General features: G+C 54.0%; 24 protein-coding genes. 9 read left to right on the top strand and 15 right to left on the bottom strand.

Annotated features, from left to right (window positions below):
* Positions 1-88: 88 nt before the first annotated feature.
* A complete protein-coding gene (locus CA264_RS06115; protein WP_025605502.1) occupies positions 89-394 on the top strand; it encodes a ferritin family protein in 306 nt (101 codons plus the stop codon).
* 23 nt (positions 395-417) lie between these two features.
* Here CA264_RS06115 and CA264_RS06110 read toward each other — a convergent pair whose 3' ends face one another.
* The 4 genes from CA264_RS06110 to CA264_RS06095 all read right to left on the bottom strand — a co-directional run bounded on the left by CA264_RS06110 (position 418) and on the right by CA264_RS06095 (position 4,938).
* Positions 418-879: a DoxX family protein gene (locus CA264_RS06110; protein WP_025605500.1), complete on the bottom strand. Its 462-nt coding sequence runs from the start codon at positions 877-879 to the stop codon at positions 418-420.
* A 73-nt stretch (positions 880-952) separates the two neighbouring features.
* Complete coding sequence (locus CA264_RS06105) at positions 953-1,570, bottom strand: trimeric intracellular cation channel family protein (protein WP_025605499.1); 618 nt, start codon at positions 1,568-1,570, stop codon at positions 953-955.
* Positions 1,571-1,778: 208 nt separating this feature from the next.
* Positions 1,779-4,055 (bottom strand): TonB-dependent receptor, encoded by a 2,277-nt coding sequence (locus tag CA264_RS06100; RefSeq protein ID WP_036775555.1) that lies wholly within the window; start codon positions 4,053-4,055, stop codon positions 1,779-1,781.
* A gap of 187 nt (positions 4,056-4,242) precedes the next feature.
* Positions 4,243-4,938 carry an SIR2 family NAD-dependent protein deacylase gene (locus CA264_RS06095; protein WP_025605496.1) on the bottom strand — a complete coding sequence of 232 codons (696 nt, stop codon included), beginning with the start codon at positions 4,936-4,938 and terminating at the stop codon, positions 4,243-4,245.
* A gap of 104 nt (positions 4,939-5,042) precedes the next feature.
* Here CA264_RS06095 and CA264_RS06090 point away from each other — a divergent pair, with 104 nt between their 5' ends.
* Positions 5,043-5,498 carry an ATP-binding protein gene (locus tag CA264_RS06090; protein WP_025605495.1) on the top strand — a complete coding sequence of 152 codons (456 nt, stop codon included), beginning with the start codon at positions 5,043-5,045 and terminating at the stop codon, positions 5,496-5,498.
* Positions 5,499-5,582: 84 nt separating this feature from the next.
* On the top strand, positions 5,583-6,797 hold the full coding sequence (locus tag CA264_RS06085) for a pyridoxal phosphate-dependent aminotransferase (RefSeq protein WP_025605494.1): 1,215 nt from the start codon (positions 5,583-5,585) through the stop codon (positions 6,795-6,797).
* A 138-nt stretch (positions 6,798-6,935) separates the two neighbouring features.
* Here the strand turns inward: CA264_RS06085 and CA264_RS06080 are convergent, their stop codons facing one another.
* The 3 genes from CA264_RS06080 to CA264_RS06070 form a co-directional block, all read right to left on the bottom strand.
* On the bottom strand, positions 6,936-8,765 hold the full coding sequence (locus CA264_RS06080) for a M2 family metallopeptidase (protein WP_025605493.1): 1,830 nt from the start codon (positions 8,763-8,765) through the stop codon (positions 6,936-6,938).
* 218 nt (positions 8,766-8,983) lie between these two features.
* Positions 8,984-10,309: a DNA recombination protein RmuC gene (locus tag CA264_RS06075; RefSeq protein ID WP_025605492.1), complete on the bottom strand. Its 1,326-nt coding sequence runs from the start codon at positions 10,307-10,309 to the stop codon at positions 8,984-8,986.
* A 218-nt stretch (positions 10,310-10,527) separates the two neighbouring features.
* Positions 10,528-11,904, bottom strand: coding sequence for a DEAD/DEAH box helicase (locus tag CA264_RS06070; protein ID WP_025605490.1), 1,377 nt, complete (start codon positions 11,902-11,904; stop codon positions 10,528-10,530).
* Between the two features lie 136 nt (positions 11,905-12,040).
* Between CA264_RS06070 and CA264_RS06065 the strand changes: the two genes are divergently transcribed.
* Positions 12,041-13,150, top strand: a complete 1,110-nt coding sequence (locus CA264_RS06065; protein WP_119570427.1) for an AI-2E family transporter — start codon at positions 12,041-12,043, stop codon at positions 13,148-13,150.
* A gap of 150 nt (positions 13,151-13,300) precedes the next feature.
* Here CA264_RS06065 and CA264_RS22340 read toward each other — a convergent pair whose 3' ends face one another.
* On the bottom strand, positions 13,301-13,426 hold the full coding sequence (locus tag CA264_RS22340; protein WP_119570426.1) for a hypothetical protein: 126 nt from the start codon (positions 13,424-13,426) through the stop codon (positions 13,301-13,303).
* Positions 13,427-13,454: 28 nt separating this feature from the next.
* Between CA264_RS22340 and CA264_RS21790 the strand changes: the two genes are divergently transcribed.
* On the top strand, positions 13,455-13,604 hold the full coding sequence (locus CA264_RS21790; protein WP_257791740.1) for a hypothetical protein: 150 nt from the start codon (positions 13,455-13,457) through the stop codon (positions 13,602-13,604).
* A gap of 97 nt (positions 13,605-13,701) precedes the next feature.
* Here CA264_RS21790 and CA264_RS06055 read toward each other — a convergent pair whose 3' ends face one another.
* Positions 13,702-16,485: an outer membrane beta-barrel protein gene (locus tag CA264_RS06055; protein WP_025605487.1), complete on the bottom strand. Its 2,784-nt coding sequence runs from the start codon at positions 16,483-16,485 to the stop codon at positions 13,702-13,704.
* Between the two features lie 413 nt (positions 16,486-16,898).
* On the opposite strand from CA264_RS06055, the gene CA264_RS06050 reads away from it, so the two are divergent.
* Positions 16,899-17,381, top strand: a complete 483-nt coding sequence (locus tag CA264_RS06050) for a DUF2062 domain-containing protein (RefSeq protein ID WP_418313993.1) — start codon at positions 16,899-16,901, stop codon at positions 17,379-17,381.
* Positions 17,382-17,463: 82 nt separating this feature from the next.
* Here CA264_RS06050 and CA264_RS06045 read toward each other — a convergent pair whose 3' ends face one another.
* From CA264_RS06045 to CA264_RS06030, 4 genes are all read right to left on the bottom strand, one after another.
* Complete coding sequence (locus CA264_RS06045) at positions 17,464-18,342, bottom strand: OmpA family protein (RefSeq protein WP_025605485.1); 879 nt, start codon at positions 18,340-18,342, stop codon at positions 17,464-17,466.
* 157 nt (positions 18,343-18,499) lie between these two features.
* Entirely contained in the window at positions 18,500-19,372 is an 873-nt protein-coding gene (locus CA264_RS06040) for a bifunctional transcriptional activator/DNA repair enzyme AdaA (RefSeq protein ID WP_025605483.1), read from the bottom strand.
* A gap of 103 nt (positions 19,373-19,475) precedes the next feature.
* Complete coding sequence (locus CA264_RS06035; RefSeq protein WP_025605481.1) at positions 19,476-20,204, bottom strand: tetratricopeptide repeat protein; 729 nt, start codon at positions 20,202-20,204, stop codon at positions 19,476-19,478.
* Positions 20,205-20,325: 121 nt separating this feature from the next.
* Positions 20,326-21,054: a tetratricopeptide repeat protein gene (locus tag CA264_RS06030; protein WP_025605479.1), complete on the bottom strand. Its 729-nt coding sequence runs from the start codon at positions 21,052-21,054 to the stop codon at positions 20,326-20,328.
* 174 nt (positions 21,055-21,228) lie between these two features.
* Here CA264_RS06030 and parS point away from each other — a divergent pair, with 174 nt between their 5' ends.
* Together parS and CA264_RS06020 are read left to right on the top strand one after the other, a co-directional pair.
* Positions 21,229-21,657 carry a type II RES/Xre toxin-antitoxin system antitoxin gene (parS, locus tag CA264_RS06025; protein ID WP_025605477.1) on the top strand — a complete coding sequence of 143 codons (429 nt, stop codon included), beginning with the start codon at positions 21,229-21,231 and terminating at the stop codon, positions 21,655-21,657.
* Positions 21,654-22,118 (top strand): RES family NAD+ phosphorylase, encoded by a 465-nt coding sequence (locus CA264_RS06020; RefSeq protein ID WP_025605475.1) that lies wholly within the window; start codon positions 21,654-21,656, stop codon positions 22,116-22,118. Before parS ends, CA264_RS06020 begins: the two co-directional genes overlap by 4 nt.
* A 112-nt stretch (positions 22,119-22,230) precedes the next feature.
* Here the strand turns inward: CA264_RS06020 and CA264_RS06015 are convergent, their stop codons facing one another.
* Positions 22,231-24,102: a M1 family metallopeptidase gene (locus CA264_RS06015; RefSeq protein WP_025605473.1), complete on the bottom strand. Its 1,872-nt coding sequence runs from the start codon at positions 24,100-24,102 to the stop codon at positions 22,231-22,233.
* 199 nt (positions 24,103-24,301) lie between these two features.
* Here CA264_RS06015 and CA264_RS06010 point away from each other — a divergent pair, with 199 nt between their 5' ends.
* The gene (locus CA264_RS06010; protein WP_025605471.1) at positions 24,302-25,564 is read left to right on the top strand and encodes an alkaline phosphatase family protein; all 1,263 of its coding nucleotides are present in this window, start codon (positions 24,302-24,304) and stop codon (positions 25,562-25,564) included.
* Positions 25,565-25,638: 74 nt separating this feature from the next.
* Here CA264_RS06010 and CA264_RS06005 read toward each other — a convergent pair whose 3' ends face one another.
* Positions 25,639-26,265 (bottom strand): hypothetical protein, encoded by a 627-nt coding sequence (locus CA264_RS06005; protein ID WP_237151182.1) that lies wholly within the window; start codon positions 26,263-26,265, stop codon positions 25,639-25,641.
* Positions 26,266-26,388 lie beyond the last annotated feature (123 nt).

The following is a 26,388-nucleotide window of genomic DNA, read 5'->3' as shown; positions in this document are numbered from 1 at the left end:
CGGCTGCAGCCACAGTTGCTGCTTTTTTGCAAACTCTGCTGCTGCGCCTGCGTTACACATGGTATTGTCAAACAAAAAACATGATACCATGCCTACTGAGCAGTACCACGAGCCCGCACAGGAGCTATCGCAGGAAACCCGCACTTTCGCCCGCATGATCACCTCCGTTATAGAGGAGGCAGAAGCCATCAGCTGGTATGAACAGCGCATTTCCATAGAGAAGGACGAGCAGGCCAAAGCCATTATGCAGAATGCCCAGAACGAGGAGTTCAAGCACTTTGGAATGGACCTGGAGTTCCTGCTCCGTAAAAAGCCGAAGTGGCGCGAAATGATGCAGAAGATCCTCTTTACCGAGGGAGACATCGTAGAAAAAGGAGAGGAAGCGGAAGATTAAACGTCTTCCGTTTTTTTTTGCCGCTAAAACCGGCGCTCCTGGCTGGCCATGCTATGGTCTATGCTCAGGCGCCCGGCCCCGCCAACCACCAGTGCCCAGGCCATACCTATCACAAGCAAGTGGTACTCAAAGCCTTCCCCGGCCTTGTCACCGTTCCAGTTCATAAAAAAGCCGTAGGGGAGATGCACCGTCAGGATGATGCCGACAAAGAGGCAGATATAGCAGAAAGCCCAAATGCGGGTCCAGAAACCCAGCACCAGGCAAATACCGCCAATAAACTCCAGAATGATGACCAGCCACCCTAACCAGCCCGGCATGCCCGACATTTGTTCAAAGGCCTGCATAAAGCCTGCGGGGCCGTGCCCGCCAAACCAGCCAAGCAGTTTTTGTGCGCCATGCGGAAAAATCACCAGGCCCAGAAAGATGCGTACGATCGTCAGGCTCCAGGTGTCGTGGGTGTAGAGTACTCTGTCTTTAAAAGTCATCGCTTATACTTTTCACTTGCTGATACCTACCACTACGAGAAGTACAGCCCATATGATAAAGCAGGAGCGGGACTTACCGCAGGCGATTGAACTTTGGCAGGCTCAGGTTATAGCGCACCGCCACGAGGCGAATCACGATAATCAGCGAAACAGAAGCGATGAAATTGACGTTCCGCTCCACCTCAAGGTACTCCAGCCCAAGGTAGAAACCAGCCCCGAGCAGACAGGCACTGGCATAGATTTCCTGGCGGAACAGCACCGGCACTTCATTGGTCAGCATATCCCGGATCACACCGCCCATCACTGCCGAAAACATCCCCATGATAGCTGCAATTTCGGGGCTGGCCCCCAGGCTAAGCGCTTTTTCCATGCCTACGATGGTAAAAATGGAAATGCCCAGCGTATCGAACAGCAGGAACGTACGGCGCAGCTGCAGCATCCATTTATAAAACAGACCGCTGCAGACAATGGCCGCGATAATCGTATAAAGCACGGTCACGTCCTGTATCCAGACCAGCGGATAGCTGCCTAACATGATATCGCGGAGGCTACCGCCGCCGATGGCCGTTACAAAGCCAGTGAAGCCGGCCCCAAACCAGTCCTGTTCCTTGTCTTTTTCACTCACTGCCAGCGCCCCGGACATGGCAAAAACTACTGTCCCAATTAACTCTAAGATGTATTGTATACTCACGTGTGCCTGTTCTAATCCGGCAAGATAAGGCTCTTCCGGCTCAGAAGAAAATATTCCTCCACCTGGCCCTTAACTTTAGCGCTGTAGCATCCAGATAGCGAAGTCAATCCCCTTTTTCCATAGCGCAGAAAGCCGTTTGGCATGTATAGTCCGCCGATGCGGCGCAGAAGCGCAACCACAACTGCACGGCCTTTACACCTGCCTGCCGTTACATCAGCCCGAACTTAAGGCCGACGAAAAAGGTGCGGGGCCTTGCCGGGCCATACACGTAGTTGCTGTCGCGGTACTTGCTGGTGTCGAAATCGCGCTGATAAGCCTCCAGGATGTTCTGCACCCCGGCGCTTATCTGCAGGTCGTTTTGAATACTGGGGAGGGTAAAGCGATAGGCCAGCTTCAGGTTGTTCTCCACGAATGTTGGCGAAGTATACAGCACGTCCTCCACCACACCTGGCGCACCGGCAAAATGCGGTACTTGCATCGGGCCCGTCACCACGCCGCTCAGCGCCATGGTGAAGCGGCGCTCAGGCCACAGCGTAAGCACATAGTACCCGTAGGCCTCAGGGGTTCGGAGGTAGTTGCTTGTGCCCGCAATATCCGTGGACCAGGCCACCGGCTCATCGTACCTCGACTGCTGTACCGTCAGCCCCGTCTCCAGCTGAAAAAGCTGATCATAGTTTAGCCGCCCCTCCAGCGTAAGCCCCTTTACAGTAGAGTTGCTCCCGTTTTTGCGCAGCAGCTGCTGGTTTCCCTGTTGGTCGGCACCGATTTCTTCCAGCACAAAGGCATCATATAAACGGGTATGGAAGGCATCCAGCGTAAAGCCGAAGATCATGTGCTCACTGGCTTTATTAAAGTCTACAGAGGCATTAAAGGCATCGGAGGTTTCTTCCTGCAGGCTGGGGCTCAGTTGCACAAGCGATACGCCACCACCCGCAAAGGCAATGTGCAGGTCTGCCTCAAACGCCTGCGGTGCCTTAAAGCCACGGGCGTAGGAGGCACGAAGCTGCGTGGTGGCCCCCAGCTTGTACAGCGCGCTTAGCCGCGGCGTCAGGATCAGCTTGTTTACATTACTGTGCTTGTTGGCCCGCACCCCGGTTAGCAGTGTCAGGTTGGGGTTAAGCTCCCAGTCGCTTTGCAGGAACAGGCCTGTGAGGTGTGTTTTCTGGTCTACAAGGTAAGCGTAGGCTTCAATGGCATCAAAGGTATTGTCGTACTGATGTTCTGCACCAGCTGTAAGGGTGTTGGTGCCCCCCAGAAAGTTTCGCAGGCTGTAGTTAAACTGAAAGCCCCCCTGCAGGGTATGGCTCTTTGTTTTTCCCCAACCATCCGACTGGTCCAGGCCGGTGTAGTGCGTGCGCCCGGTATGCTGGCCGGAGCCGTACAGGCTATAGGAGGCCCGGCTGTTCTTTAGGCGATGATCCCAGTTAAAGCCGCCCACCAGGATATTATGCAAGCGGTACTCCGATTGATCTGCCTGGTCGGCAGGTTTATCCAGCTTATTCCCGCCCTGGCGCTCTTCATAGATACTCCAGCCGTTTATGTCCACTTTATCCTGTTCTGTTGGCGTAAAGAAGGCGCTAAAGCCGAAGGAGTTGTTCTTTAGCCGGGCCATTTCAGAAAAACCGTCCCCGTTGGCATCGTAGGCCTGCCTATCACGGTGCGAAGCGAAGAAGGAAGCACCGGCGCGCCGCTCAGGGTTAACTGCGTTTACGTTGGCGTTGGAAAAGCTGTCCCAGGCCTCTCCGCCGATAAGGGATGTGTTAGAGGCAAGCGTAAAAGAGCTTTCCTCCGGCTCCTTGGTAATGATGTTGACCGTGCCGGCTATGGCGCTGGAGCCATAAAGCACGGAGCCGCCACCCCGCACCACTTCCACACGGTCCACCATGTTTACCGGTATCTGCTCCAGCCCATACAGGCTCATGATGGACGTAAAGATTGGGCGGCTGTTAACGAGCACCTGCGAGTAAGAGCCCCCCAGGCCATTCATACGCAGCTGCGAATAGTTACAGGTTTGGCAGTCGGTTTCCATGCGCAGGCCAGGCTGAAAGCAAAGCCCCTCCGCCAGCGTGTTCGATTGGGTGAGGTTAAACGTGCGGCTGTCCAGCACATTTACGGCAACCGGGCTCTCCAGCCTGCGCCGCTCCAGGCGTGTGCCGGTTACCACCACCTCGTTTAGGGCTTCATTCCGGCTTTCGAGCGTAATCAGCAGCGAGAGGACCATGCCATCCTTAACAACTATTGTTCGGGTGGCGGGCCTGTAACCTATCGCCGAAACAACTAGCTCATACCTGCCAGGCTCCAGCCCTGTAAGCTCGAAGCCGCCCGATTCATCGGTAGGTGTACCGTGGGCGATGTTTTTAAGTACGACGCTGGCGTAAGGCACCGGCAGTTGAGCTGCGTAAACACTGCCTTTTATTCCTGTTTGCTGCGCCAGGGCAGTAAGCGTGAGAGCCAAAAGAGTCCAGGTAAGTAATAAATGCTGCATAGTTTCAGTTTTTGTACCGTTATTAACATGACGCAAATTATATTTTAGGTTTATCTAAACAACATATATATACTAGTCTTGTTAATTTATATCATATATCTAAATCATGAATTTAAGAGCAGCCTAAAATAAAAAGCCCCAGCAGGCGCAAAGGCTGCTGGGGCTTTTTGTTTACTTGTAAACAGAATCAGCGGTACGTCTCCCTTAGGATCTGCGCGACTTTCTGCATACCTGTGCTGGCTTTCTCTTCAAAGCGGTGGATGTTGTCTCCCTTCCTCATGCTGGGCAGGTTCGGGTCCACTACAAAAACAGGGACACCAGCCCCTACCACATCTACCAGCCCAGCAGCAGGGTATACCATCAGGGAAGTGCCTACCACCAAAAAAATATCGGCCTGCATGGTCTCTTCCAACGCTTTTTCCATCATAGGCACGGGCTCGCCAAACCAGACAATGTTCGGGCGCAGTTGAGAGCCTTTTTCACACTTGTCCCCGATATTCAGTTCCCAGCCCTCCATGTGGTACACCAGCTTGGGGTCCAGCGTGCTGCGGCTTTCGAACAGCTTGCCGTGCAGGTGGATTACCTGGCTGCTGCCGGCTCGCTCGTGCAGGTCGTCCACGTTCTGCGTGATAATGCGCACGTCAAAATCGCTCTCCAGCTCCGCCAGTATTTTGTGCCCCTGATTCGGCTGCACGTTAAAAGCGTTTTTGCGGCGCTCGTTGTAAAAATCCAGCACCACCTTCGGGTTTCTGGCCCAGCCCTGCGGCGAAGCCACCTCCATCACATCGTGCCCTTCCCAGAGGCCGTTGGCATCTCGAAAGGTGGCAATACCACTTTCTGCGCTTATACCGGCACCTGTCAGCACCACCAGTTTCTTTTTCATAGTTAACCTTTCTGTTTGCTTTGTTTAAGACGGAAGGCCCCGTGCGTCCTTACCCGGGAACCATTCTTCCGTTTTATACTTATACCTGCTAAAAGAGAGTATCCATGCACGCCATTATTTTCTGCGGCATCCAGGCCAGCGGCAAGTCTACGTTTTACAGAGAACACTTTTTTAACACGCACATGCGCATCAGCCTTGATCTCCTGCGTACGCGCAACCGCGAAAACCGGTTCCTGGAGCTCTGCCTCCAGACACAGCTACCGTTTGTGGTGGACAACACGAACCCAACAGCGGCAGAAAGAGCCCGTTACATTGCCCTGGCAAAGGCAGCCAGGTATAAAGTTACCTGTTATTTTTTTGAGTCAAGTTCAAAAGACGCACTGCTTCGCAACAGCACGCGCACCGGACGCTTCCTGGTGCCGCCGAAAGGCATCTTCGGTACGCATAAAAAGCTGCAAACACCCCAGCTAGAAGAAGGCTACGACAGCCTGTACAGGGTAAAGCTGTTGCCTAGCGGCAATTATGAGGTCGACCTGATTGCCACGCAGGAAGCTTTGTAAGGAGCAGGGCGGGGCAATACAAAAACAGCCTGGGCCGGTGTACAAGCAAACCTCCTGCGGGCTATATTCGCTAAATTTTTTTAGATGATACAAAGAAGCGAACGCCTCAACAACGTGTCTTACGACCTGTTCGGGCCACTGTATGAGCGGGCAAAGGAGCTGGAGCAGGAGGGGCACCCTATCATGAAGCTAAACATCGGCAATCCTGCGCCCTTCGGTTTTCAGGCGCCGCCGGAAGTTGTGCAGCACGTTATTTCAAATCTGTCAAACGCACAGGGCTACTCCGATCACCGCGGGCTTTTAAGCGCACGCGAAGCAGTAAAAAGGCACTATACCACCAAAGGGGTGGCGCATGTCCATACCGATGATATTTTCCTGGGCAACGGCCTGAGCGAGCTGATTATGTATGCCGTGGAGGCCCTGCTGAATGAGGGCGACGAGGTGCTGGTACCGATGCCGGATTACCCGCTGTGGACAGCAGCCGTGCGTTTCTCCGGTGGCAAGGCGGTGCATTACCTTTGCGACGAAGAGGCCGACTGGTACCCTGATGTGCAGGATATCAAGCGCAAACTTACGCCCCGAACCCGTGCGCTGGTACTCATCAACCCTAACAACCCCACCGGGGCGGTATACTCCAGAGAGGTGCTGCAGGAGCTGGTAAAACTGGCGGAAGAGCACCAGCTTGTGATTTTTTCAGACGAAATCTATGATAAGATTCTCTATGATGCCACAGCCTTTACCTCTGCCGCCACACTCTCCGACAGCGTACTTTGCGTAACGTTCAGCGGGTTGTCGAAGAATTACCTGGCGGCTGGGTACAGGGCTGGGTGGATGCTGGTGAGCGGGGCAAAGCATAAGGCGCAGTCGTACATCGGCGGCTTAAACACACTGGCGAGCCTGCGTGTGTGCAGCAACGTTCCGGCGCAGTTTGCCATAGAAGCCGCCCTAAACGGGCAGCAGAGCATTCACGAACTGACCAAACCTGATGGCAGGCTAGGGCAGCAGCGGGCAATCTGCTACGAAAAACTAACGGCAATACCCGGGATAACCTGCGTGAAGCCGAAAGGCGCGTTTTATATGTTCCCTAAGCTGGATGTAAAGAAATTCAACATAAAGGATGACCAGCAGTTTGCGCTGGACCTGTTAGCAAACCAGCACGTGTTGCTGGTTCAGGGCAGCGGCTTTAACTGGCATCAGCCAGACCACTTCCGGGTAGTATACCTGCCGGAGAAGCTGGAGCTTAGCCGCACGTTAGACAAAATAGCTGCTTTCCTGCAAAGCTACAGGCAGGTTGTTTAACAGGAGGCTGGTAAAAGAGCAAGTATAAACTCCTGCCCATCCGAGCTGCCAAGTATAAAAAAAGCCGCTGCGATAATCGCAGCGGCTTTTTTTATACTTGCCGAACCACCCCTGTAATTCAGCTTTCAAAATGTTAGCCTAAAGCGTGTACTTTCTTCCTTTGTTCTGCTCTTTCAGGTAGTCCATCAGCGGCTGAAAATAGGCTACCATGGCACGGGCACTAAGCTCCTCGCCGGTTTTCTCTTTCAGCATTTCGCGCCAGTCGGCAGACGCGCCCGGATACATGATATCGCGGAGGAAATTGCCTACCTCTTTGCTGCCGTAATAATTGGTGGCATGCGGGTCCTGCTTCAGGATGTTTCTGGCGATGTGGTCGTGCAGCTGGAACAGGATGACATAGCTCATGGCGTAGTCGTAGTACTGGGCCGCGTCGTCGTTGATGTGCGTCTTGGTGGCCGGGTCCAGGTAGTTCTCGCCGCGGTCCGTTGGCGGCACAATGCCCTGATACTGCTTTTTAAGCTCCCACCAGCGCTTGTTCAGCTGGTCTGCCGGGAGGTTGTTGGCATAAAAGTCGTTTTCCCACTCACTCATCACACCGGAAGAGAAAGGAATAAACACCACGTAATTCAGCGCTTCCTTCAGCAGTGTCTGCACCTCGTCTGTCTGGGTGTTCTTGTCGATCAGGTTCAGCTCAGCCAGAAACGGCTTTTGTGTGGCAGCCAATCCCATCAACGAGCCAATAGCCTCATGGTAGGCACGGTTTGCGCCCTCCCGCAGCAGCACCGGCACATCGGGGTTGGTGTAGGTCATGTAGTAGTAAATGTGGCCCAGCTCATGATGCGTTGTTTCGTACCATTCCGAGTTCGGCTCCACGCTCATCAGGCTGCGCACGTCCTTGTCCAGGTCCATGTGCCAGGCAGAGGCATGGTTGTTCTTTTTATAGTTGGCGTTAGCCGGAAGCGGGTAGAGGCTGGACTTTGTGTAGAATGTCTGCGGGAGGCTCGGGAAACCAAGGCTGGTGTAAAAGCGCTCCCCCTGCTGCACGAGCCACTCCGCGCCCTTTGGCTTCAGGGCCGCATCCAGGTCAATGCCCTCCACGTTTACCATCGAGCTCCAGTCCTGGCCCCAGCGGTTTGGCAGCCAGTGCGCCGGCAGGTAGTCAGGCACCTCTTTGGCCCCGTACTTCTTCGCAAGCTCATAGCGGGCGTAGGTGTGCAGCTCGCGGTAAAGAGGCCGAAGCTCCTTGTTTATCTGCTGCATCAGCTCCATCATTTCGGGGCGCGACATGCCGTAGTCGGAGGCCTGGTAGGTAAAGTAGTCATCGTAGCCCAGGCTCTGCACCGTTTTGTTGCGCAGCTCGCGCAGGTCCAGCAGGCCTTCTTTTAAGCCGGGGCCAACCTCCTTGCTCGCCTGCCATGCATCCAGGCGCTTCTTCAGGTCCTTTTCATCTTTCAGGATATTGTCGATATCATTGGTGCTGACCGACTTCTCATAAATGCGGTAGTCAAAGCCGTAAAGCTTCTCCGTCTGCTCCGTTTCGGCCTTGATGCGAGCCTTCACCACTTCCGGTATAATCTGCGGGTTATTGGCGCCGGCGTAAAGTATGGCTTCAAACTGCTTTACCTGTAGCGGCGTCAGCTGGTCTTTTTTCTTCAGCATCGCCTTCGCCTTCTCAATATTCTCGGCGCTTCCGGTAAAGGCAGCAAAGGCTTCGTTGGCGCGGCGGGTAGCAGCGGCGTTGGTGGTGTCGCCTTCTACAATGCGGGTGTTAGAGGCCCACTCTGCCTCTGCAGACTTGGTGTAGAGGTCCTGATAGGTTTGGGAGTACTGGTCCAGGAAAGTCTGTGCCTCCTGCTGCACTTCCGTCATTACGGCAGTGGCCTCTGTTCCAGCGCCCTCCGTTTTCTGGCTGGAGCAGGAGGAGAGGAGCACCGCGGCTGTCAGGCCGGTAAAGATTAGTTTTTTCATGGGTTTAGGTTAGTAATGATCCTCCTAATATACTATTCTGCCGGAGCAGAAGCAAGCGCCTTGCTGGCGCAGCACGTATGGAGCGGCCTAAAACAGGGAAGCACCATCGCTTGACGGTGCCTCCCTGTTATTCCTATAATCTCTAGCTGTAAGAGCTCTCTCACGGATTCTTTTCCGGTGAGGCTTGCCCTTTCGGCAACGACAGCGAAGAAGAAATCTTATTCCGTCTCCTCTGTCAGCTGTGCCTCCTGCAGCAGGTTTTCGTCTAGCGTTTTGCTTGTTTTAGCCCCTAATTCGCGCAGAATCTCTACCCGGCGAATCAGATTCCCGCGCCCCTCGGTCAATTTGTTCATAGCGCTGTTGTAGGAGCTTTGGCTGTTTTCGAGGTGCTTGCCCACGGTTTTCAGATCATCCACAAAACCGACGAACTTATCGTACAGTTTCCCGCTTTCCTCGGCAATCTTCAGCACGTTTCGCTTTTGGTCCTCCTGGCGCCACACACCGGCAACCGTGCGCAGCGTGGCCAGCAGGGTAGAGGTGGTTACCAGAACGATGTTCTTATCAAAGGCATCTATAAAGAGATCGTGGTCGTGCTGCACCGCCAGGTTGAAGGCCGGCTCAATCGGAATGTACATCAGCACGAAGTCCGGTGAGTTGATGCCGTTCAGGCGGTGATAGTTTTTGCGGCCGAGGTCTGAAAAGTGGGTGCGCACCGAGTTAATGTGGCCACGCAGGTATACTTCCTGCTGGTGCTCGTCCTCGCAGCTGCAATACGCCTCATAAGCCACCAAAGACATCTTCGAGTCGATGATAAGGTGCTTTCCTTCGGGCAAGCGAATGATCACATCCGGGCGGTATACTTTGCTTTCGTCGTTCTGGCGCACCTCCTCGCGCTCGTAGTGAACGCCCTTACGGAGCCCCGACTTCTCCAGCAGGCTCTCCAGCAGATATTCTCCCCAGTTGCCCTGTGTCTTGCTTTCGCCTTTCAGTGCTTTGGTCAGGTTGATGGCATCCTGGCTCATCTGCTGGTTCAGGGCCGCCAGTTGCGTAATCTGCTCTTTAAGTGAAACACTGTCTTTCAAGCTCTTCTCATAGGTCTGCTCCACCTTTACCTCAAACTCTTTGATGCGGTCTTTTAAAGGGGAAAGGATGCGCTCCAGGTTTTCTGAAGAGGCCTTGTTGAAGTGCTCGGCATTGGTCATCAGCACCTGGTTAGAGATGCTCTGAAACTGCTGCAGAAACTTCTCCCGGAGCAACTCCAACTCGCGCCCCTGCTCCTGCAGGCGGCTCTTCAGGTGCTCGTAATCGGTTTCTGTTTTGGTGAGGGCATTGGTCAGCTCCAGTGTTTCGGTCTGTGCCTCCCGCAGGAGAGACTTTAGCTGTTCTGCCTCCTGCGAGCGCTGCTTTGCCTGCCCCTCCAGCACACCCTGCATAACAGCGGCCTGGTTGGCAACTTGTTGCAAGGAGTTCAGCTTCCCCCTCAGCGCCAGAAAGGCCACCACAAGGCCACCCAAAAAGGCGGCTATACCTACAATTATCTCCATAGGGTAAAGGTAAAGGATTTTAGCAATGGCACCAATGCTTTTGCTAATGAAATTAGTTTAAGAATAGACCAGATCTCCAGGATAAGGGGTGGCTACAGCTGCAGCTACCTCAGTTGGCTGAGGCTATACTTGCGCTTTTACCGCAAAGCCTTCTTCGCTAGTAGTACCGCAAAAGCAGGAAAGATGTCCACTCGGCCTGCTATACTTTGAGCAGCGGCTTACTTGACGTAGCTTACCTTGTAGCGCCGGCCTTTTATCTTTGCGTCGTTCAGTTTGCGCACGGCGCGGCTGGCGGCGCCTTCGGGCACGGCAACAAAGCTGTGGCGGTCCTGAATTTCGATTTTACCGATGTCAGTAGCAGCAAGTCCCACTTCCGCAATAAGGGCACCCACAATATCGCGCGGGCTGAGCTTGTCTTTGCGGCCTCCGCTGATGTGCAATGTTGTAAGGGCAGAGGCAGCTACAGCGGGAGCCGAAGTCGCCGGCGCCATGTCTTTCTGGTTAAGCCATTTATCTACCTGCACCTCCTGCCACTGCTCCAGTTTCTGGGCTTCGCGGGAGTTTACGAAGGTATACACCGTTCCCGATTTTCCGGCCCGGCCAGTTCGGCCGCTGCGGTGCAGGTAAGCATCTTCGTGTTGAGGCAGCTCGTAGTGCACAATCTGCTGCAGCACATCTATATCCAGCCCACGGGCAGCCAGGTCGGTAGCGACCAGCACGGAGGTGGTGCCGTTGCGGAAGAGCGTCATGGTTTTATCCCGCTCCATCTGGTCCAGTTTTCCGTGCAGGGCCCTGGCCGCAAAGCCGTACTGCTGCAGGTAGTCAGCAATCTCCTCAGTGGTCAGGCGGGCGTTGACGAAGACCACCGTTCCGGCCGCGTCTATACTTTGGAGCAACTGTGCAAGCGCCTGCTTTTTTTGCTCGTCCTGTACCTGCACCCCATAGTAGGTGATGCGGTCAGGCAAAGCCGTAGCGGTAGCCTGTACAAATTTCGGATCCTTCAGGGAGTTTGCGATCAGCTGCTTGACATCGTCGGCCATGGTAGCAGAGAACAGCACGGTCTGTCGGTTGCGCGGCAATGCCCGCAGCAGCTCGTCCAGCTCCTCCTCAAAGCCCATCTCCAGCAGTTTATCCGCCTCATCTAAAACCACTTGAGCCGTGTTGCTTAAACGCAGGGTTTTGCGGCTCAGGTGATCGGTCAGGCGGCCCGGGGTACCCACCAGCACCTGCGGCGGATGCTCCAGCGAGGCTTCCTCCATTCTAAAGGAGTGGCCACCGTAAAAAGCGCTGATCTTCAGGTTCGGGATGTGGCGGGCATACTGCTTTAGCTCCTGGCGCACCTGCACAGCCAGCTCGCGCGTAGGCACCACCACCAGGGCCTGCACCTGCTGTAGCTCCGGTTTAATGCGCTGCAAAAGCGGCAGGCCGAAGGCCGCCGTTTTACCGCTTCCGGTTTCTGCCTGCCCCGCCACGTCTAGGCCTTGCAACAGCAGCGGAATGGCCTGCTCCTGTATCGGGGTAGGTGAGGTATAGTGCAGGTCGTGCAGGCTCTGCAGGAGAGCGGCGGATAGGTTCAGGTCTTTGAAAGTTGCCATGTCTGGATGTACGTAAGCCACAAAGGTAGGGTAATTCCACGTCTTAACGGCCTCACCCGTGGGTATTGCGCGTTTTCAGAAGCAGTTTAGCACCATTTTTATAACATAAACAGGTAAAACAGCAGTAGTAGGAAGTATGGGAAAAAAAACCAAAGAACTGCAACGCCTCACTTTCATACTTCTTTTTTTTATCCTGCTGGTATTTGTGCTGGTAAAGGCACGCGACTTTTTGTACCCGATCTCTATGGCGGTGCTTTTCGCCTACCTGCTTTACCCGGTCGAGAAGAAGCTGGAGCAGTGGGGGGTGCCGCGCATCCTGGCCAACTTCATCACCATCATTACGGCAGTGGGCGTCTTTTCAGGGCTGCTGATCCTGCTGTACATGCAGCTGTCCTCTTTCCTGACGGATTTCCCGGCCATGCAGGACAAAGCCTTGTCCAACCTCGACCGCCTGCAGCGAACCATCGACCAGCGCTTCGGGGACAGCAGCCCGCAAAACAAGCACTGGCTGCGGACACAGGTGGTAGAGGGGCTGGAGCTGAGCAGCAGCTTTCTCAGTGAGTTGCTCATGGCCACCACCAACACTCTGGTAAAATTCGGGCTGATGCCGGTTTACGTTTTTCTGGCCCTCTACTACCGCAACAAGGTCGAGAACTTTATTTACCGGCAGCTGCCCTCGTACCAGCATTCCAAGGCACAGCAGGAGATAAACGAGATTTCGAACGTGACCAAGCATTACATGGCCGGCGTCGTCATCGTTATACTTATACTTTGCGTGATCAATACCACAGGCTTGCTGTTGATAGGCGTGGAGTATGCCATTTTGCTGGGCATCCTGTCAGCCTTCATGAACTTTATTCCCTATTTCGGCACGCTTATCGGCGGGGCCATTCCCTTGCTGTACACGTTTGTCATTCAGGGCGACCCGAACAAGGCACTGGCGGTACTGGGCTTTTTCCTGGTGGTGCAGTTCACGGAAAACAACATCCTTACGCCCAACATTACGGGCGGCAAGGTAAACATCAACCCCATGTTCACCATACTAAGTATAATTGTGGGCGGGATGATCTGGGGGTTGCCGGGCATGTTTGTGGCAGTGCCGTACCTGGGCATGTTCAAGATCTACTGCGACCACAACCCAGACCTCTCCTCCTGGTCTTTCATGCTGGGCACCGAGGGCACAGAGGAACACGCCTTAACCTTTGGCAAAATCAAAGACGCGCTGGGCTTTGGCAAAAAAAAGTAAAGGCTGATACTCCTGCAACAACCGCAACCGCATTGGACGCTATCCCTTTGGTTTGCAGCTACCTGCTACTGCGTATAGCAGGTAGTACTCGCACTGCGCCAGCTAAACTTTTGTGGTTGCGCTCAAGCCGTTTTATACTTTATTCTGCTCCTAAATTATGTTCCAGAAGCTGGTACTGTACGTTTCGCCTACCGGTGTGGACGTTTGACCGATGTAGACTGTGTTGCCATCCACCATACTTACTTTGTCAATGGAGATGATGCTGGAGCGGTGCATGCGGTAAAAAGGCGGTTATAACCGCAACATCAGGATGTGCCCAAACCTGCAGCGCCTCCCCGAGAAAAACGCCCATACTTTGGTATTGGTGGGAGCAGGGCCGGTGCCTATACTAAAGCACCTGCTGGAAAATGCACCTGACATGAAAATGCGCCGGCTGGATGAGATTGTAAAGTAGGCGAATCAAAAGCGTAACATTGTAGCATGCCTCATCAAAGTATAAAAGCCCGCAGCTTAAATTAGCTGCGGGCTTTTATACTTTGAAACGAAGAATGCTAGTTGCGGCGCGGGCCTCCCCAGTTGCCTCTTTGCTCTTCCGTGGCCGGAGCCTCCCCGCCGTTAAACTTGCGGAGGTTGTAGCTAAAGGTCAGCATAAAGAAACGCTGCAGTACCGACGACTGTACGTCCTCCACATAATCGGAGGCAATGTTACGCTGGATGCTCACATTCTGCTGCAGCAGGTCGTTCACGCTCAGGCTAATCTCGCCTTGCTGGTTCTTGAACACCTTCTTGCCGATGCTCATATTCCAAAGCAGGAAGCTTTTGTCTACGCCAGCCGAAAGGCCGCCATTGTACTGGTGGTTAAGCTCCGTGCGGTAAACCAGCCCCTTCCACAGCGTCCAGTTATAGCGCAGGCTGGTGCTCTGGGTAAAGTAATTGTTGCTCTGGTTACCGGCCTGGTTACGTGTATTGTCTACGATGTTGTAGTTAGAGTGGGTAGAGACGTTAAAGTCTACCTTCTCGCTGATGTTGCTGCTGATGTTAAGGCCGCCCCCAAAGTTGGTGGTGTTGGCATAGTTTACCTGGTCGTTTATCATACCCGGTATTCTGGTGTAGCCAACACCAGCAAACACGTTAAAGTTAGAGCTGATAAAATTCAGTGGCTGGCCGTAGTTCATGAACGAGCGCACGCTCCAGTAACCATCCAGGTTTACCGGACGGGAGAAACGGGCACCCGGCTGCAGCTCGTATCCCTCAGGCAGCGCCACAGGCACCGTACCGTTGGTGTACACGCTGTTGGCAATGTAGTTCTGGGTCATTGTACCGAAAACACCCATAAAGAACACCCGGTTAGTTTCTGCATTGAAGTTTCTGTAGCGCAGGTTCAGCCTGTTCTGGTAGGCCTGGTTCAAATCCGGGTTTCCGGTCGCGAGCTGCAGCGGGTTAGATATGTCCAGCACTTGCTGCAGCTGCCCCACGCTAGGCACATCCGTGTTAGTTCGGAAATTAATGCGCAGGTTCTGAGAGCGGGAGAACTTGTACTCATACTCTAAAGATGGCAGCACATTGGAGAAACTGCGCTTCAGCGAATACGGCTTCGGGTACTCGTTGTCGCTCTCCAGGGTGGCATACTGGTAACGGGCGCCAAACTGCAGGCTGGTGTTCTCTGTTTTATACTGGTAGCTGGGACCCACGCGCTGAGACAGGTAATCGCTCTGGAAGGTGTTGCTCAGCGGCGCAATCAAGTCGGCAAAGGTGCCGGTGCTTTCCACAAAATCATAGGTCCTGCGGTCAGCGTCGTTGTTCTGGTTGCCGATGTTGTACTCCAGCTGCAGGCGCGAGTTCTCGCCAAGCCGCTGCGAGTAATCCAGGTTACCGGACCAGGCAAAGTTATCGTTGTCCTGGCTGACGTATTGGTTTCGGTACAGGTCACGCGCCGGGTTCACCAGGTTATCGGTGTTCTGCAGTTGGTACGTGTCACCGTCGGTGCTGCTGTAGCTGGTGTTCAGGTCAGCCGTTAAGATGCGGCCGGAGTCGCCAAAGCGGTGGGAGTAGAGGATGTTGTTGGAGATGTTCAGCGTTGTTTTATCCGCAGCGGTAGAGTTCAGGGAGCGGGTCAGTGTATCGGCGCCGGCGACGGTGTTGGCGTAGCGCTGCACAAAGTCATTGCTCTGCTGCAGCGTAATGCTGGGTGTAACCAGCAAGCGGTTGTTTTCATTCATGTTGTACTGCAACCTGAAGTTAAAGCGGTGGTTGTCTTCCTTGCTGCGGTTGTTGCTGTTCTCAACATAAGTCGTGTCGCTGTTCACGTAATCCCGGAAAACGTACTGGTCGTTTACGATATCCCGGTTAGAGTACGTGTAGTTTCCGCTTACCTCCACCTTTTTGCCCCACATATCGTTGTAGTTCAGGCTGAAGGTGTTCGTGTTAATGATGCCGGTCGGATTGCTGCGGCCCCAGCCGCCCCTGCGGCCACGCATGCCGCCACCCGGTGTTTCGCCCACCGAGAAGTCAAACATGTTGATGTTGTTGGTCAGCCCCGTCACGGTGATCCGCCTGCTGTTGTTGAAGTAGTTCAGCGCAGCGCCAACCATGTAGCGCTCATCCGTGCCGTAGCCAGCGGAGGCTTTGCCCGTGTAGCCCTGGCGCGCTTCTTTCTTGGTGATAAAGTTGATGGTTTTCACCCGGTTGCCGTCATCAAAGCCGCTGAAGGCAGCACGGTCGCTTTGCCCGTCGAATACCTGCACGCTCTCCACCATGTCGGAAGAGATGTTGCGCATGGCCGAGCTCACGTCCTCCCCGGTATAGCGCTTGCCGTCGATCATCACCTGCTTCACATCCTCTCCCTGGGCCTGTACCTTGCCATCCTGAATGGTTACGCCCGGCATTTTCGTCACCAGGTCTTCTGCGCTGGCATCGGGTGCTGTTTTAAAGGCCTTGGCATTAAACTGGGAGGTATCGCCTTTCTGCTCGCCAAGCGGCGCGCGCCCCACGATCTGCACTTCTTTTATAGCCGTGCTGGCATCCTGCAGTTGCAGCGCCCCCAGGTTTACCGGGCCGTCCTGCACCTGAAAGGATCTGGAAAACTTCTCAAAGCCCAGGTAGTTGATCTCCACCTTATACTGCCCCTTTGCCACCCGCTCAAAGCGAAAGCGCCCCTCTGTGTCGGTTACGGTAGCGGTCTGGAAGGAGTCGGTGGTACGGGAAAGCACCACGTTGGCGCCCGGGAGGGGTGTTTTATCACTGTTGCTTTGCACGGTGCCGAAAATGGCCGGCGTCTGGGCAAAGGCCTGCACCACTGCCACCAGTAGCAGGAGTGCCGAAAGTAAGCTCTTCATGTTTCTCTATGGAATATATTTTATATCTGGAATTAGACATCCTTCTGCTGCCATAGTTTAAAACTGGGTATAAATTTTCTTTGGCAGCTACCCCGGTGAAATTCACCTGTTGCCGGGCGGCAACTAATTGGCAGCCAACGCTGTTCTCACCAAGCAGGCAAAACCCCTGGGAGGCAGGTGCAATAAACCAGCTGCTCTGGCGATACAGGTAAAACAAACTTGCGTTTGGCAGGTTACTTTGCTGCTGTTTTACGTATTAAAGTTACTACAAAGAAACAGTTCGACTTAGCCCGCCAGGCATTGCCTAGCCTTCCGGTTTTCGCCTTGTCGCAACACATCATACTTTAGCCAGGATCAACTTGTCAGCGATTCGTGTCATATCTTCCTTCTTCAGGCGCAGGCTCTTACAGCCAGTGCTAAACCTGCTGCGGCAGGGCATGACACCGCGCAGCCTGTCGGCAACAGTGGCCGTTGGCGGTGTGATCGGCGTGGTGCCGGCCATCGGCGTTACCACCATTCTAAGCACGGCCGTTGCTGCGCGCTTCCGGCTGAACATTGCAGCGACAGTGCTGGTAAGTTACCTGGTGCAGCCATTGCAGCTATTGCTGGCGATACCGTTCATCCGTTTGGGCATTTCCCTGTTTGGGCTAGGGGAGTTGCGCCTGTCGCTGGGGGAGATGCAGCGCATGTTCAAGGCCGACTGGCTGGACGCGCTGAACAAGCTCTGGCTGGCCAACCTGGCCGGCATAGCCGCTTGGGCCATGCTTGCCATCCCTGCGGGTGTTTTACTTTATTTTGTGCTGATTCCCCTCCTCGGCAAGGTGCTGCCGCGGCCGCGCGTAGATGCCGGAGTCGCGCAGGGTACTCCCGTAGAAATATCAACCGGCAAAGAATAAAAGCATGAGCCGGAAATAATTAAGCAGCAGAGCCAGCCCCTTACCGAGGCTGGCTCTGCTGCTTAAATGCACTAGCTGTTTATCAGGTCGTCTCCAGAATCTGGAAGAGCTCATCCAGCTTTGGCGTCAGGATGATTTCGGTGCGGCGGTTTTTCTGACGCGCCTCCTTCGTTTTTGACTCATCCAGCGGCACATACTTTGAGCGGCCTGATGGGGTAACCCGGGTCGGATCTACACCGGCATTTGCCAGGATACGCGTGATCTCAGTGGCACGGAGCACACTCAGGTCCCAGTTATCCTGCATGCCAACCGTTCCTTTTGCGATCGGCACATCGTCCGTGTGTCCCTCCACCAGCACGTTCACGTCCTGTTGCTCCTTCAGCACAGAGGCGAGCTTGCGCAGGGCCTCCACACCTTTGGGGTCAACTTTGGTAGAGCCAGAGTTAAACAGCAGCTGCTCTGCCAGCGACACGTATACTTTGCCGTTGCGCACATCAATGGTCAGGTCCTTATCGTTGAAGCCGAGCAGGGCGTTGCTCACGCGGTTACGCAGGTTAGCCACGGCCGCTTCCTTTTCGTCCAGCACGCGCTGCAGCTCAGCCAGGCGCGCCTCACGTGCCTTCAGGTCAGCGTTCAGGCGCTCAATCTGCGATTTGCTCATGTTTAGGTTCTCGCCAAGGGCTTTGCCTTCTTTCAGGGCTTTTGCCAGGCTCTCCTCATAGGCACGCTTCTGCTGCTCCAGCTGGGCGCGCTCCTGCTCCAGGTCAGCCTTCGCTGATTCCAGGGCGGCTTTTTGCTGCTCCAGTGTTGCCTTATCTTCCTCCAAGCCTGCCTTGTCTACCTCCAGGGCATTCTTGCGGGCCATCAGGTCGTCATACTTCTTTTTGGATACCACGCAGGATGAGAGCGCCATGCTGCCAGCCAGCAAAAACACAGAGGCTCTTACCAATTGTTTTTTCATATGCTTAAGCTAAATTTTAATTGCAAAGGGTGTCTAGCAAATATAGCAAAATTGAAAGATTATCAACTCCCGGCACAGCAATTCACAGATAATTAGCGTCAGCTCTTGCTAAAGTAATAACCTGCAGCTAACACGCACCCCGCTAAGGCTTTATGTGCTACCGCTGCTGAAAGAGCGGCAAGTCACGTGCCGAATCTGGTTCAGCGTTGGCCGCCTGGGCCGCCTCCCAACCGATCATGGCCATTTTGCGCGCGCTTCCCCAGCGGTATTCGCCTATGCCGCCCACACTTTTTATAACACGGTGGCAGGGGATCAGGAAACCGACAGGGTTGCTACCGATAGCCGTGCCCACGGCTCTGCTGGCCGTGGGCTGCCCAATGCGGTGGGCCAGCGTGGCATAAGACGTCAGCTGCCCCTCGGGGATACGCAGCAGCGCCTCCCACACTTTGAGTTGAAAGGGGGTGCCGCGCAGGTGCAGCTTTAGCTTCGGCGCGTCCGGCTTAAGCCTGTTGTGCAGAAAATCGGCAACCTGCGCATGCAACTCATCAGGTGCCAGCGCCAGGGTTGCCTTTGGCCAGCTCTGCTGTACCTCCTGCAGCGCGGCCGCGGCCTCCTCGTAAAAATGCAGGTGGCAGATGCCCCGGTCCGTAGAGGCAACAAGGTAGTTGCCAAACACGCAGCTCCCGAAGCTATAGTTCAGCTGCAGCTGCTCTCCCTGCTTTTTAAACTCGCCGGGCGTCATTCCTTCCAGGCTCAGAAACAGGTCGTGCAACCGGCTCGCGCCGCTAAGGCCTGTGTGAAAGGCCGCATCGGCAAGGCTGCTGTTTCGGGCCAGCACGGCTTTGGCATGGTTCAGGGTGAGGTACTGCAGAAACTTTTTAGGGCTCACACCGGCCCACTCGGTAAACAAACGCTGAAAGTGAAAGGGGCTCATGTGCACATGCGCCGCCACCTCCTCAAGCGCCGGCTGCTGCTGCACGTGGTTCCGGATGTAGGCCAGGGCCTTTGCCACAGTTTCGTAATGGTTCATACTTCAAAAAACAGCAAAAGCCCCTGTACTACCAACCCGAATCTTGCGGTTTTGTGTGGGGGCGAATAAAAAAATCCCCCGCAGGAAGGGCGGGGGACAGTGCTTAATTTTGGGCGGTATCTGTGTTGACGTCCGGGGCCATTTGCTTAAAGAAGCCCTGCGGGTCCGGCATCTGGGCGACCAGCTCCATGATATACCCATAGTCGATCTGCGTCATGTTGATGGCGCGGCTCCGGTGCAGGTAGTCCCAAGCCTCGCCGTATTTCTTCTCATAGAACTTCACCAGCGACGTGTTGTACAGCGCATAGGCATTGCCGGCGTCCGCGGCAGTGGCTGTATTAACATAGCCGGCGGCTTTTTTCAGGTACTTTTTCTTTTTGTTCTCTTTATAGACAGCCAGGTAGGCAGCAGCCACATCCGAGAGCAGGAGCGAGTTTTTAGGGTCCAGCTCCAGTGCTTTTTCGTACAGGCTAATGGCCTCCTCGCTTTGGCCCTTTGCTGATGTAACCAGGCCGAAGGCCCAGTAGGTGTCTTTGTTGCCCGGGTTGAGGAGCCAGGCCAGGTTAAAGCGGTACATGGCCGTGTCGGTCTGCCCTTCGTTCAGGTACTCCCAGCCACGCTCCATAAAGAACTTACTAGCCTCCACACGGGTACTGAAGTTCTTGTCGCAGCTGGTCAGGAACTTCTCATCCTGCTTCTGCTCCGTTTCCGTCTTTTGCTTGCCCCCGAACATCGGGAGCACTTTCACGCTGGTTTCGCTCGTTTGCTCCTGCGCAAAGCTAAAGGTGGTGGCACAAAAAAAGGCCAGTATAGCGATAAGTCTCTTCTTCATAAAAGGTGGATAAGGCGATGTATGTTTCAGGCTGTTCCCTGACTTGCACCGGACAAAGATATTCTTTTCTGCCAAATGCCAAAGTATAAAAATAAGGCCGCGCGGTTATACTTGCAAGCCACTACTGCACCTGTTGATCGGAATAAACGCCCTGCGGGTCCTGTTCCTTTTCCAGCAAAGCGGCAATAAAGGTCTTGTCCTCCTTGTTCTTATCCTGGCGGATACTCTGGTGCAGGTAATCCCAGGCATCGGCGTACTTGCGCAGGTAGTAGCTGTTCACGGCCAGCTTGTAGTAGGTGTCCGCGGCATTTTCCGGCTCCAGTTTCAGGGCCTGCTCCAGGAGCTTCTTACTCTGCCGCAGATCGTCCAGGCTGCTGTGCTGGTAAAAGCGCGCCAGGTGGGTTGTGGCCACATCAGTGAGCAGGCGCGGGTTTTGGCTGTCTTTCTCCAGGGCGCGGTAAAGGATAAACAGGGACTTGTCATACTGCTCCTGTTTCCCGAACACCAGCCCATAGCCCCAGTACACATCGTTGTTGGTGCTGTCCATCAGCCAGGCGCGGTTAAAGAAAAGGGTGGCAGAGTCAAGTTTGTCCTCGTTGAAGATGCGCCGGGCCTGCAGCACATAAAAATCGCTGGCCAGTTTACGGTTCTTAAACCTGCTCATGTTTTCCTTCAGAAACTTCCGCTGCTTGGCTTTGGCCTCCACCGTTTTAGGGGCCATGGCAGGAACCACATCCTGTAGCGTAAGCTTTTGCTGCTGCAGCTCCTGTGCTTCCATAACGGAGTTCTGGCTGCTGCAAGCGCTCAGCCCCGCCATCAGCACAGCCGCCGCTGCTATATAATATCGCATGTTATCTTCTTACTGGTTTCTGGTACTAACGCCTGCGGCAGTTGTTTAGTGCACCTTGTACATAACAGCACCTTGTATAGCGCTACTTTCGGCGGCTCAGAAAACTATTGCACGACATTTGACGTTTTATTATAGACAACTTTCGTATATTTGAAAGTATAAAAGACAGCAACCATGGGAGAGGCCTTAAAGATCGACAATAGCTTAACGTACAAGCTCATAGACGATAAAGACGTGTTTATGCTTATCAGCACGGTGCGCGAAGGCATAAAGTATTCGTTGTTCCAAAGTATAGCCGACGTGATTCCGTTTAACCTGACGGAGTGGTCTAACTTTTTGCACCTGTCTGAGCGCACGTTCCAGCGCTATAAAAAGGAAAAGCGCACTTTCGACCCGCTCCACTCGGAAAAGATACTGGAGATCACGCTCATCTATAACAAGGGCATAGACGTGTTCGGCGACCCGGCAAACTTTGATGCCTGGCTCAATGCCAAGAACGTGGCGCTGGGAGGCGTTAAACCGAAAGAGCTTCTCGACAGCACCTTTGGTATCGGTTTGCTGCGCGATGAGTTAACCCGCATTGAACACGGCGTATTGGCATGATCGTATACCGCCTCAGCAGAGGGCCATATAAAAACGACTTATCAGGCAAAGGCGCAGAACTGGCTGGCGGCCGCTGGAACAGCAAGGGCACTGCTCTCCTTTACACGAGCGAGTCCATTGCCTTGTGTACCGTGGAGATTGCGGTGCACATGCCACTGGGCATCATTCCGAAAGATTACTTTCTTGTAAAAATTGACATCCCGGACAACACAAGTATGAAAGAGCTCAGCGAGGCGGAGCTGCCGGCTGATTGGAAGTCGTTTCCGCACGCGAACAGCACCCAAATGATAGGAGACGCCTTTGTGCAGGAGTACGAGCACCTGGTTCTAAAAGTACCGTCCGCCACCGTGCAAGGCAACTATAACTACCTCCTCAACCCACGCCACCAAGATTTCCGGCAGGTGCGTATTGTGGAGACGGTGCTGTTTGAGTTCGATAAACGGCTTTTCGTAAAGGACTAGGCAAAGCCGAGGCATACAGCAGAGGAAAAGCACCGCTTGCTGGAAAGATTAAAGCAAAACAGCCACACCAGGAGACTCCGGTGTGGCTGTTTTGCTTTGTGAAGAAGTATGGCTACTTCACCAGGTATACATTATCCGCTTTGTTGCTGTCCGGCACGTGGGTGCCTTTTAGCTCCAGTTGCTTTACCTGCTGCTTTGGTTTAAAGCTAAGGCTTGTGGTTTTGTTGCCCTTTTCCCAAACCGACACATCCTTGTGCAGTTTCTCTATTGAGCCATCTGCATACGTGATCACCAAATCAACCGGAACAGGCTTAGTGCCTTTGGCTTCCACTGTAACCTGGTACTCGTTGTTCTGCTGTTTCACATCGGCAATGGCCAGATCAGGATAGCCGTTATCGAAGAACCAGCGCTGCCAGAACCAGTTCATGTTGCGGCCGGCTCCCGTGTTCATCGCGTTGAAGAAGTCGTAAGGCTGCGGGTGTTTTCCGTTCCATTGCGCTATGTAATTATGCAGTGCTTTGGTAAACAGCTCATCACCCAGCATATCTTTCACATACAGGTAACCGAGCGCAGGCTTCGGGTAAGAGTTCAGGAACATGCTGGTGCCTGATTGCTGTGTTGTAAGCGTGTTGATCGGCAAGTCTACCTCCGTTCCGGCCAGTGCGCCGTAAGGAGCTACACCATAGTCATCGGTGATGCTTGGGTCGATGATCGGGGTCACGATCCACTCGCCGATGGTGGCCCAGCCTTCGTCCATCCAGCCATACTTGGTTTCGTTGATGCCCATGTAGAAAGGGAACATGGTGTGGAAGATCTCGTGGTCGGTGAGCATGATCACGTCTTCGCGGTTTTCCAGCGGGTTGTCGTTCACCATCATCGGGTACTCCATCTGGTCAAGGCCATCAAACACGCTGATGTGGCTGTACGGGAAGGGCCATTTCGGGAAAGTATAGCTCATGGCCTCCACCGTTTTGCGGCCAAAGCTGGCTACTTCCTCAAAATCCTTGTGCTTGGGGTTAAAGGCAACGTCCACGCGGGTGCGGCGCTTGGTCTTTGGATCTACCACCAGGCTGGTGGCTTTCCAGAGGTAGTGGTCGCTGGTGGCAAAGGCAAAGTCCACCACGTTCTTTGCATCGAACTTCCATGTGTTCGTGGCCTGCTGCGCAGTGATACCGCCCTTCTTCAGGTCTGTGGAGTCCACCACATACACGATGGCGTCTTTCTTGCCGGCCTGCTCCAGGCGCTTCGCATACTTTTTCTGCAGCACTTCATGGGCATTTGTCAGGTCGCCTGTCGCCCACACAACAAAGTCCTTCGGCACCGTGATCTCCGTGTGGAAATCGCTGAAGTCGTTATAGAACTCCTGGGAGCCATTGTACGGATTGCGGTTCCAGCCGTCAATGTCGTCGTACACGGCTACGCGCGGAAAGAAGTAGGCAATAAAGGTCGCGCCTTCTTCGTCTACCTGACCGGTACGGTTATGGGAACCTTCATTTAAAGTATAGCTGTAGGCAATGGAGATGTTCGCCTTTCCTTTGGGTGCCAGCGGCTGAATGCGCACCGGCAGGTTAGTGCCGCTCACGCGCAGCTTGCTTACATCCTGCGCGGCATTGTTTATACTTAGCTTCGAGAGCTGCACACCCTCTGAGGCATCGGCAGGGTCTATGCTGCTGGCACGGGCGGCGCCTTTCTGGTACACGTTCGGGTAAAGCTTGAACAGGATCTGCTTCAGCGTATCGGGGCTGTTGTTGGTGTAGGCAATGTCTACGGTACCGTTCAGTAGGCGCGTTTCCGGGTTATAGGCCACTTTAATGTTATAGTCGGCCGTGTTCTGCCAGTAGTTCTGGCCGGGGCGTCCGTCGGCAGAGCGGGTGCCGGAGGCGTAGGCCTGCTCAATGTTGCGCGGCATCGGCAGTTGCTGAGCAAAGCCGCCGAATCCGGTGGCAAGCAGGGCCGCTGTTAGTATAAGTTTTTGTTTGAACATGTAGATTGGATAGGTTTCGCTGCAAATCTAATATTTTATATGTAGCCAGCTACGCTAATATCATGCCTGGTTGCTGCTGCGGAACAGCCAAGGCAGGAGGGTAGCTGCGTAAGCGCCTGTGGGCAAGGCAACCGGTGGCTTAACATTAAAATAAAAGCCGCCGCCATACTTTTTGGGCCGAGCCCCTTATATTAGCGGCATGAAACGTTTGAAAACCTTTTTACTTGCCCTGCTTTTGGCCGCACCGGCCTGGGCACAGGTAGACACCACCCAGCACGTGGTGGAGGGACGCCGCAACAGCCCGGAGCAAATGCAGAAGCCCTATGTCATCATGATCTCGGCGGATGGCTTCCGTTACGATTATGCTGATAAGTATAACGCCAAAACGCTGCAGGCACTGCGGGCGCAGGGCGTGGAGGCAGCCTCGATGGTTCCGTCCTTCCCGTCAAAGACCTTCCCAAACCACTACACGCTGGTAACCGGCATGTACCCGGCGAGCCACGGCCTCATCAACAACTATTTCTACGACCCGCAGCGCCAGGAAAGCTACTCCATGCGCAACAGAGACAATGTGGAGGATGGCAGCTGGTACGGCGGTGTGCCCCTGTGGTTGCTGGCGGAGCAGAACCAGATGCTTTCAGCAAGCTTTTACTGGGTAGGCTCCGAGGCCCCCATCCAGAACACGCTCCCGACGTACTGGTACACCTACAATGAAAAGATTCCTTTTGAGGAACGCCTGCAGACGGTGGTGGATTGGCTGCGCCTGCCCGAGGAAAAGCGCCCGCACCTGATCACCTTCTACCTGCCTGAAGTAGACCACGCCGGCCATAGCTTTGGCCCCGATGCGCCTGAAACAAAGCAGGCAGTGCTTGAGCTGGATGCACAGCTGAAAGCGCTGACAGAGGCCGTTGCCAAAACGGGATTACCGGTAAACTACATCTTTGTGTCGGACCACGGCATGACCCAGGTTGACCAGGAAAATACCCTGCCGTTGCCTGCCGCCATTGATACAGCAAAGTTCCGTGTCTCTGGCCCGGGCATGATTGTAGAGCTGCACGCCAAGGACAAGAGCGCCATCAAAAGCACCTACAAAAAGCTAAAGAAAGAGGCAAACGGAGCCTACGAGGTGTACACGAAGCACAACCTGCCCAAGCACCTGCACTATGGCACCAAAGACGACGCCTTTAACAGGGTAGGAGACATCCTGCTTTTGACAAAGGCTCCAAAGATCTTCCATTTCTCCGGCCGCAAGCCTGCTCCCGGCATGCACGGGTACGACCCTGCCGCCGTAAAGGACATGCACGCGACCTTCTACGCCTGGGGACCGGCTTTTAAACCTGGCGTTAAGATTCCATCCTTTCAGAATATACACGTGTACCCGGTAGTAACCGAGATACTGGACTTGCCTTACAGCCACACAATCAATGGTGACGGCAGCATCGCTAAAAGTATTCTGAAGTAGCCTATGCTAAAGGGCAAAAGAAAAGGGAGTTGCTGTACAGCAACTCCCTTTTCTTTTGTATATGGTTTCTATGCTTACTGATTGCCTCTGCCTGGCAGGTATATCTGCAGTCCTACTGCTAACGACAGTCCAGTCGAAGCGCTGTCGTCAATGTCGATGTTGGCGCTGCTTCTGATTAGGTTAAGCGTACCTTCCAGGGCTACGTTCTGTGCCACAAAGTGGGCATAACCTGCACGTACGCCATATACTCTGGAAACGACTGCATCGCCATCGCTGTCTTCTTCGGAGCTACCGGCAAACCCTAGTAGCGCCTCACCAAACCATCTGTGCGTAGATGCTGCTCCTTCCGGGAAATAGTAACGAACGAATGGCGTTACACCATAGCGCCAGGATTCCCCGCCGTCGTAGATCGATACGCCAAGCTGAGCAGAAGCACCAACTACAGCGTTGTCGCTCACAAAGTAACCGGCTCTCGGTTCGATATCGAAGTTAAACGTTTCGGATTTAAAGTTGTGGCCGATATTACCGATGCTGGCACCGACAAGCCAGTTGCCTTTCTGCACGGCATCATCTGCCACTGGAGCCGTGGTTTGTGGTCTGCGATCCATGATCTCTTCGTCGATCTGGGCCGAAGCACTGAAAGATAAAATCGATAAAAAAGCCGAAAGTAAAAATATGCGTTTCATAGTCATCGTTCTCATAGGTTAAGTTTTTTAATCAATTGTACTAATTATAAATCCTAAGCTCTCTCTTATTAACGCTTAGTTTCTGTGCGGGTTTTAAAATATGGTAAAATGATCAAATGAAGAGGTGTTAATATAATT

This window comes from Pontibacter actiniarum (assembly GCF_003585765.1).
In the GTDB taxonomy this organism is placed as follows: domain Bacteria; phylum Bacteroidota; class Bacteroidia; order Cytophagales; family Hymenobacteraceae; genus Pontibacter; species Pontibacter actiniarum.
This window is presented reverse-complemented; position numbering and strand designations above follow the sequence as displayed.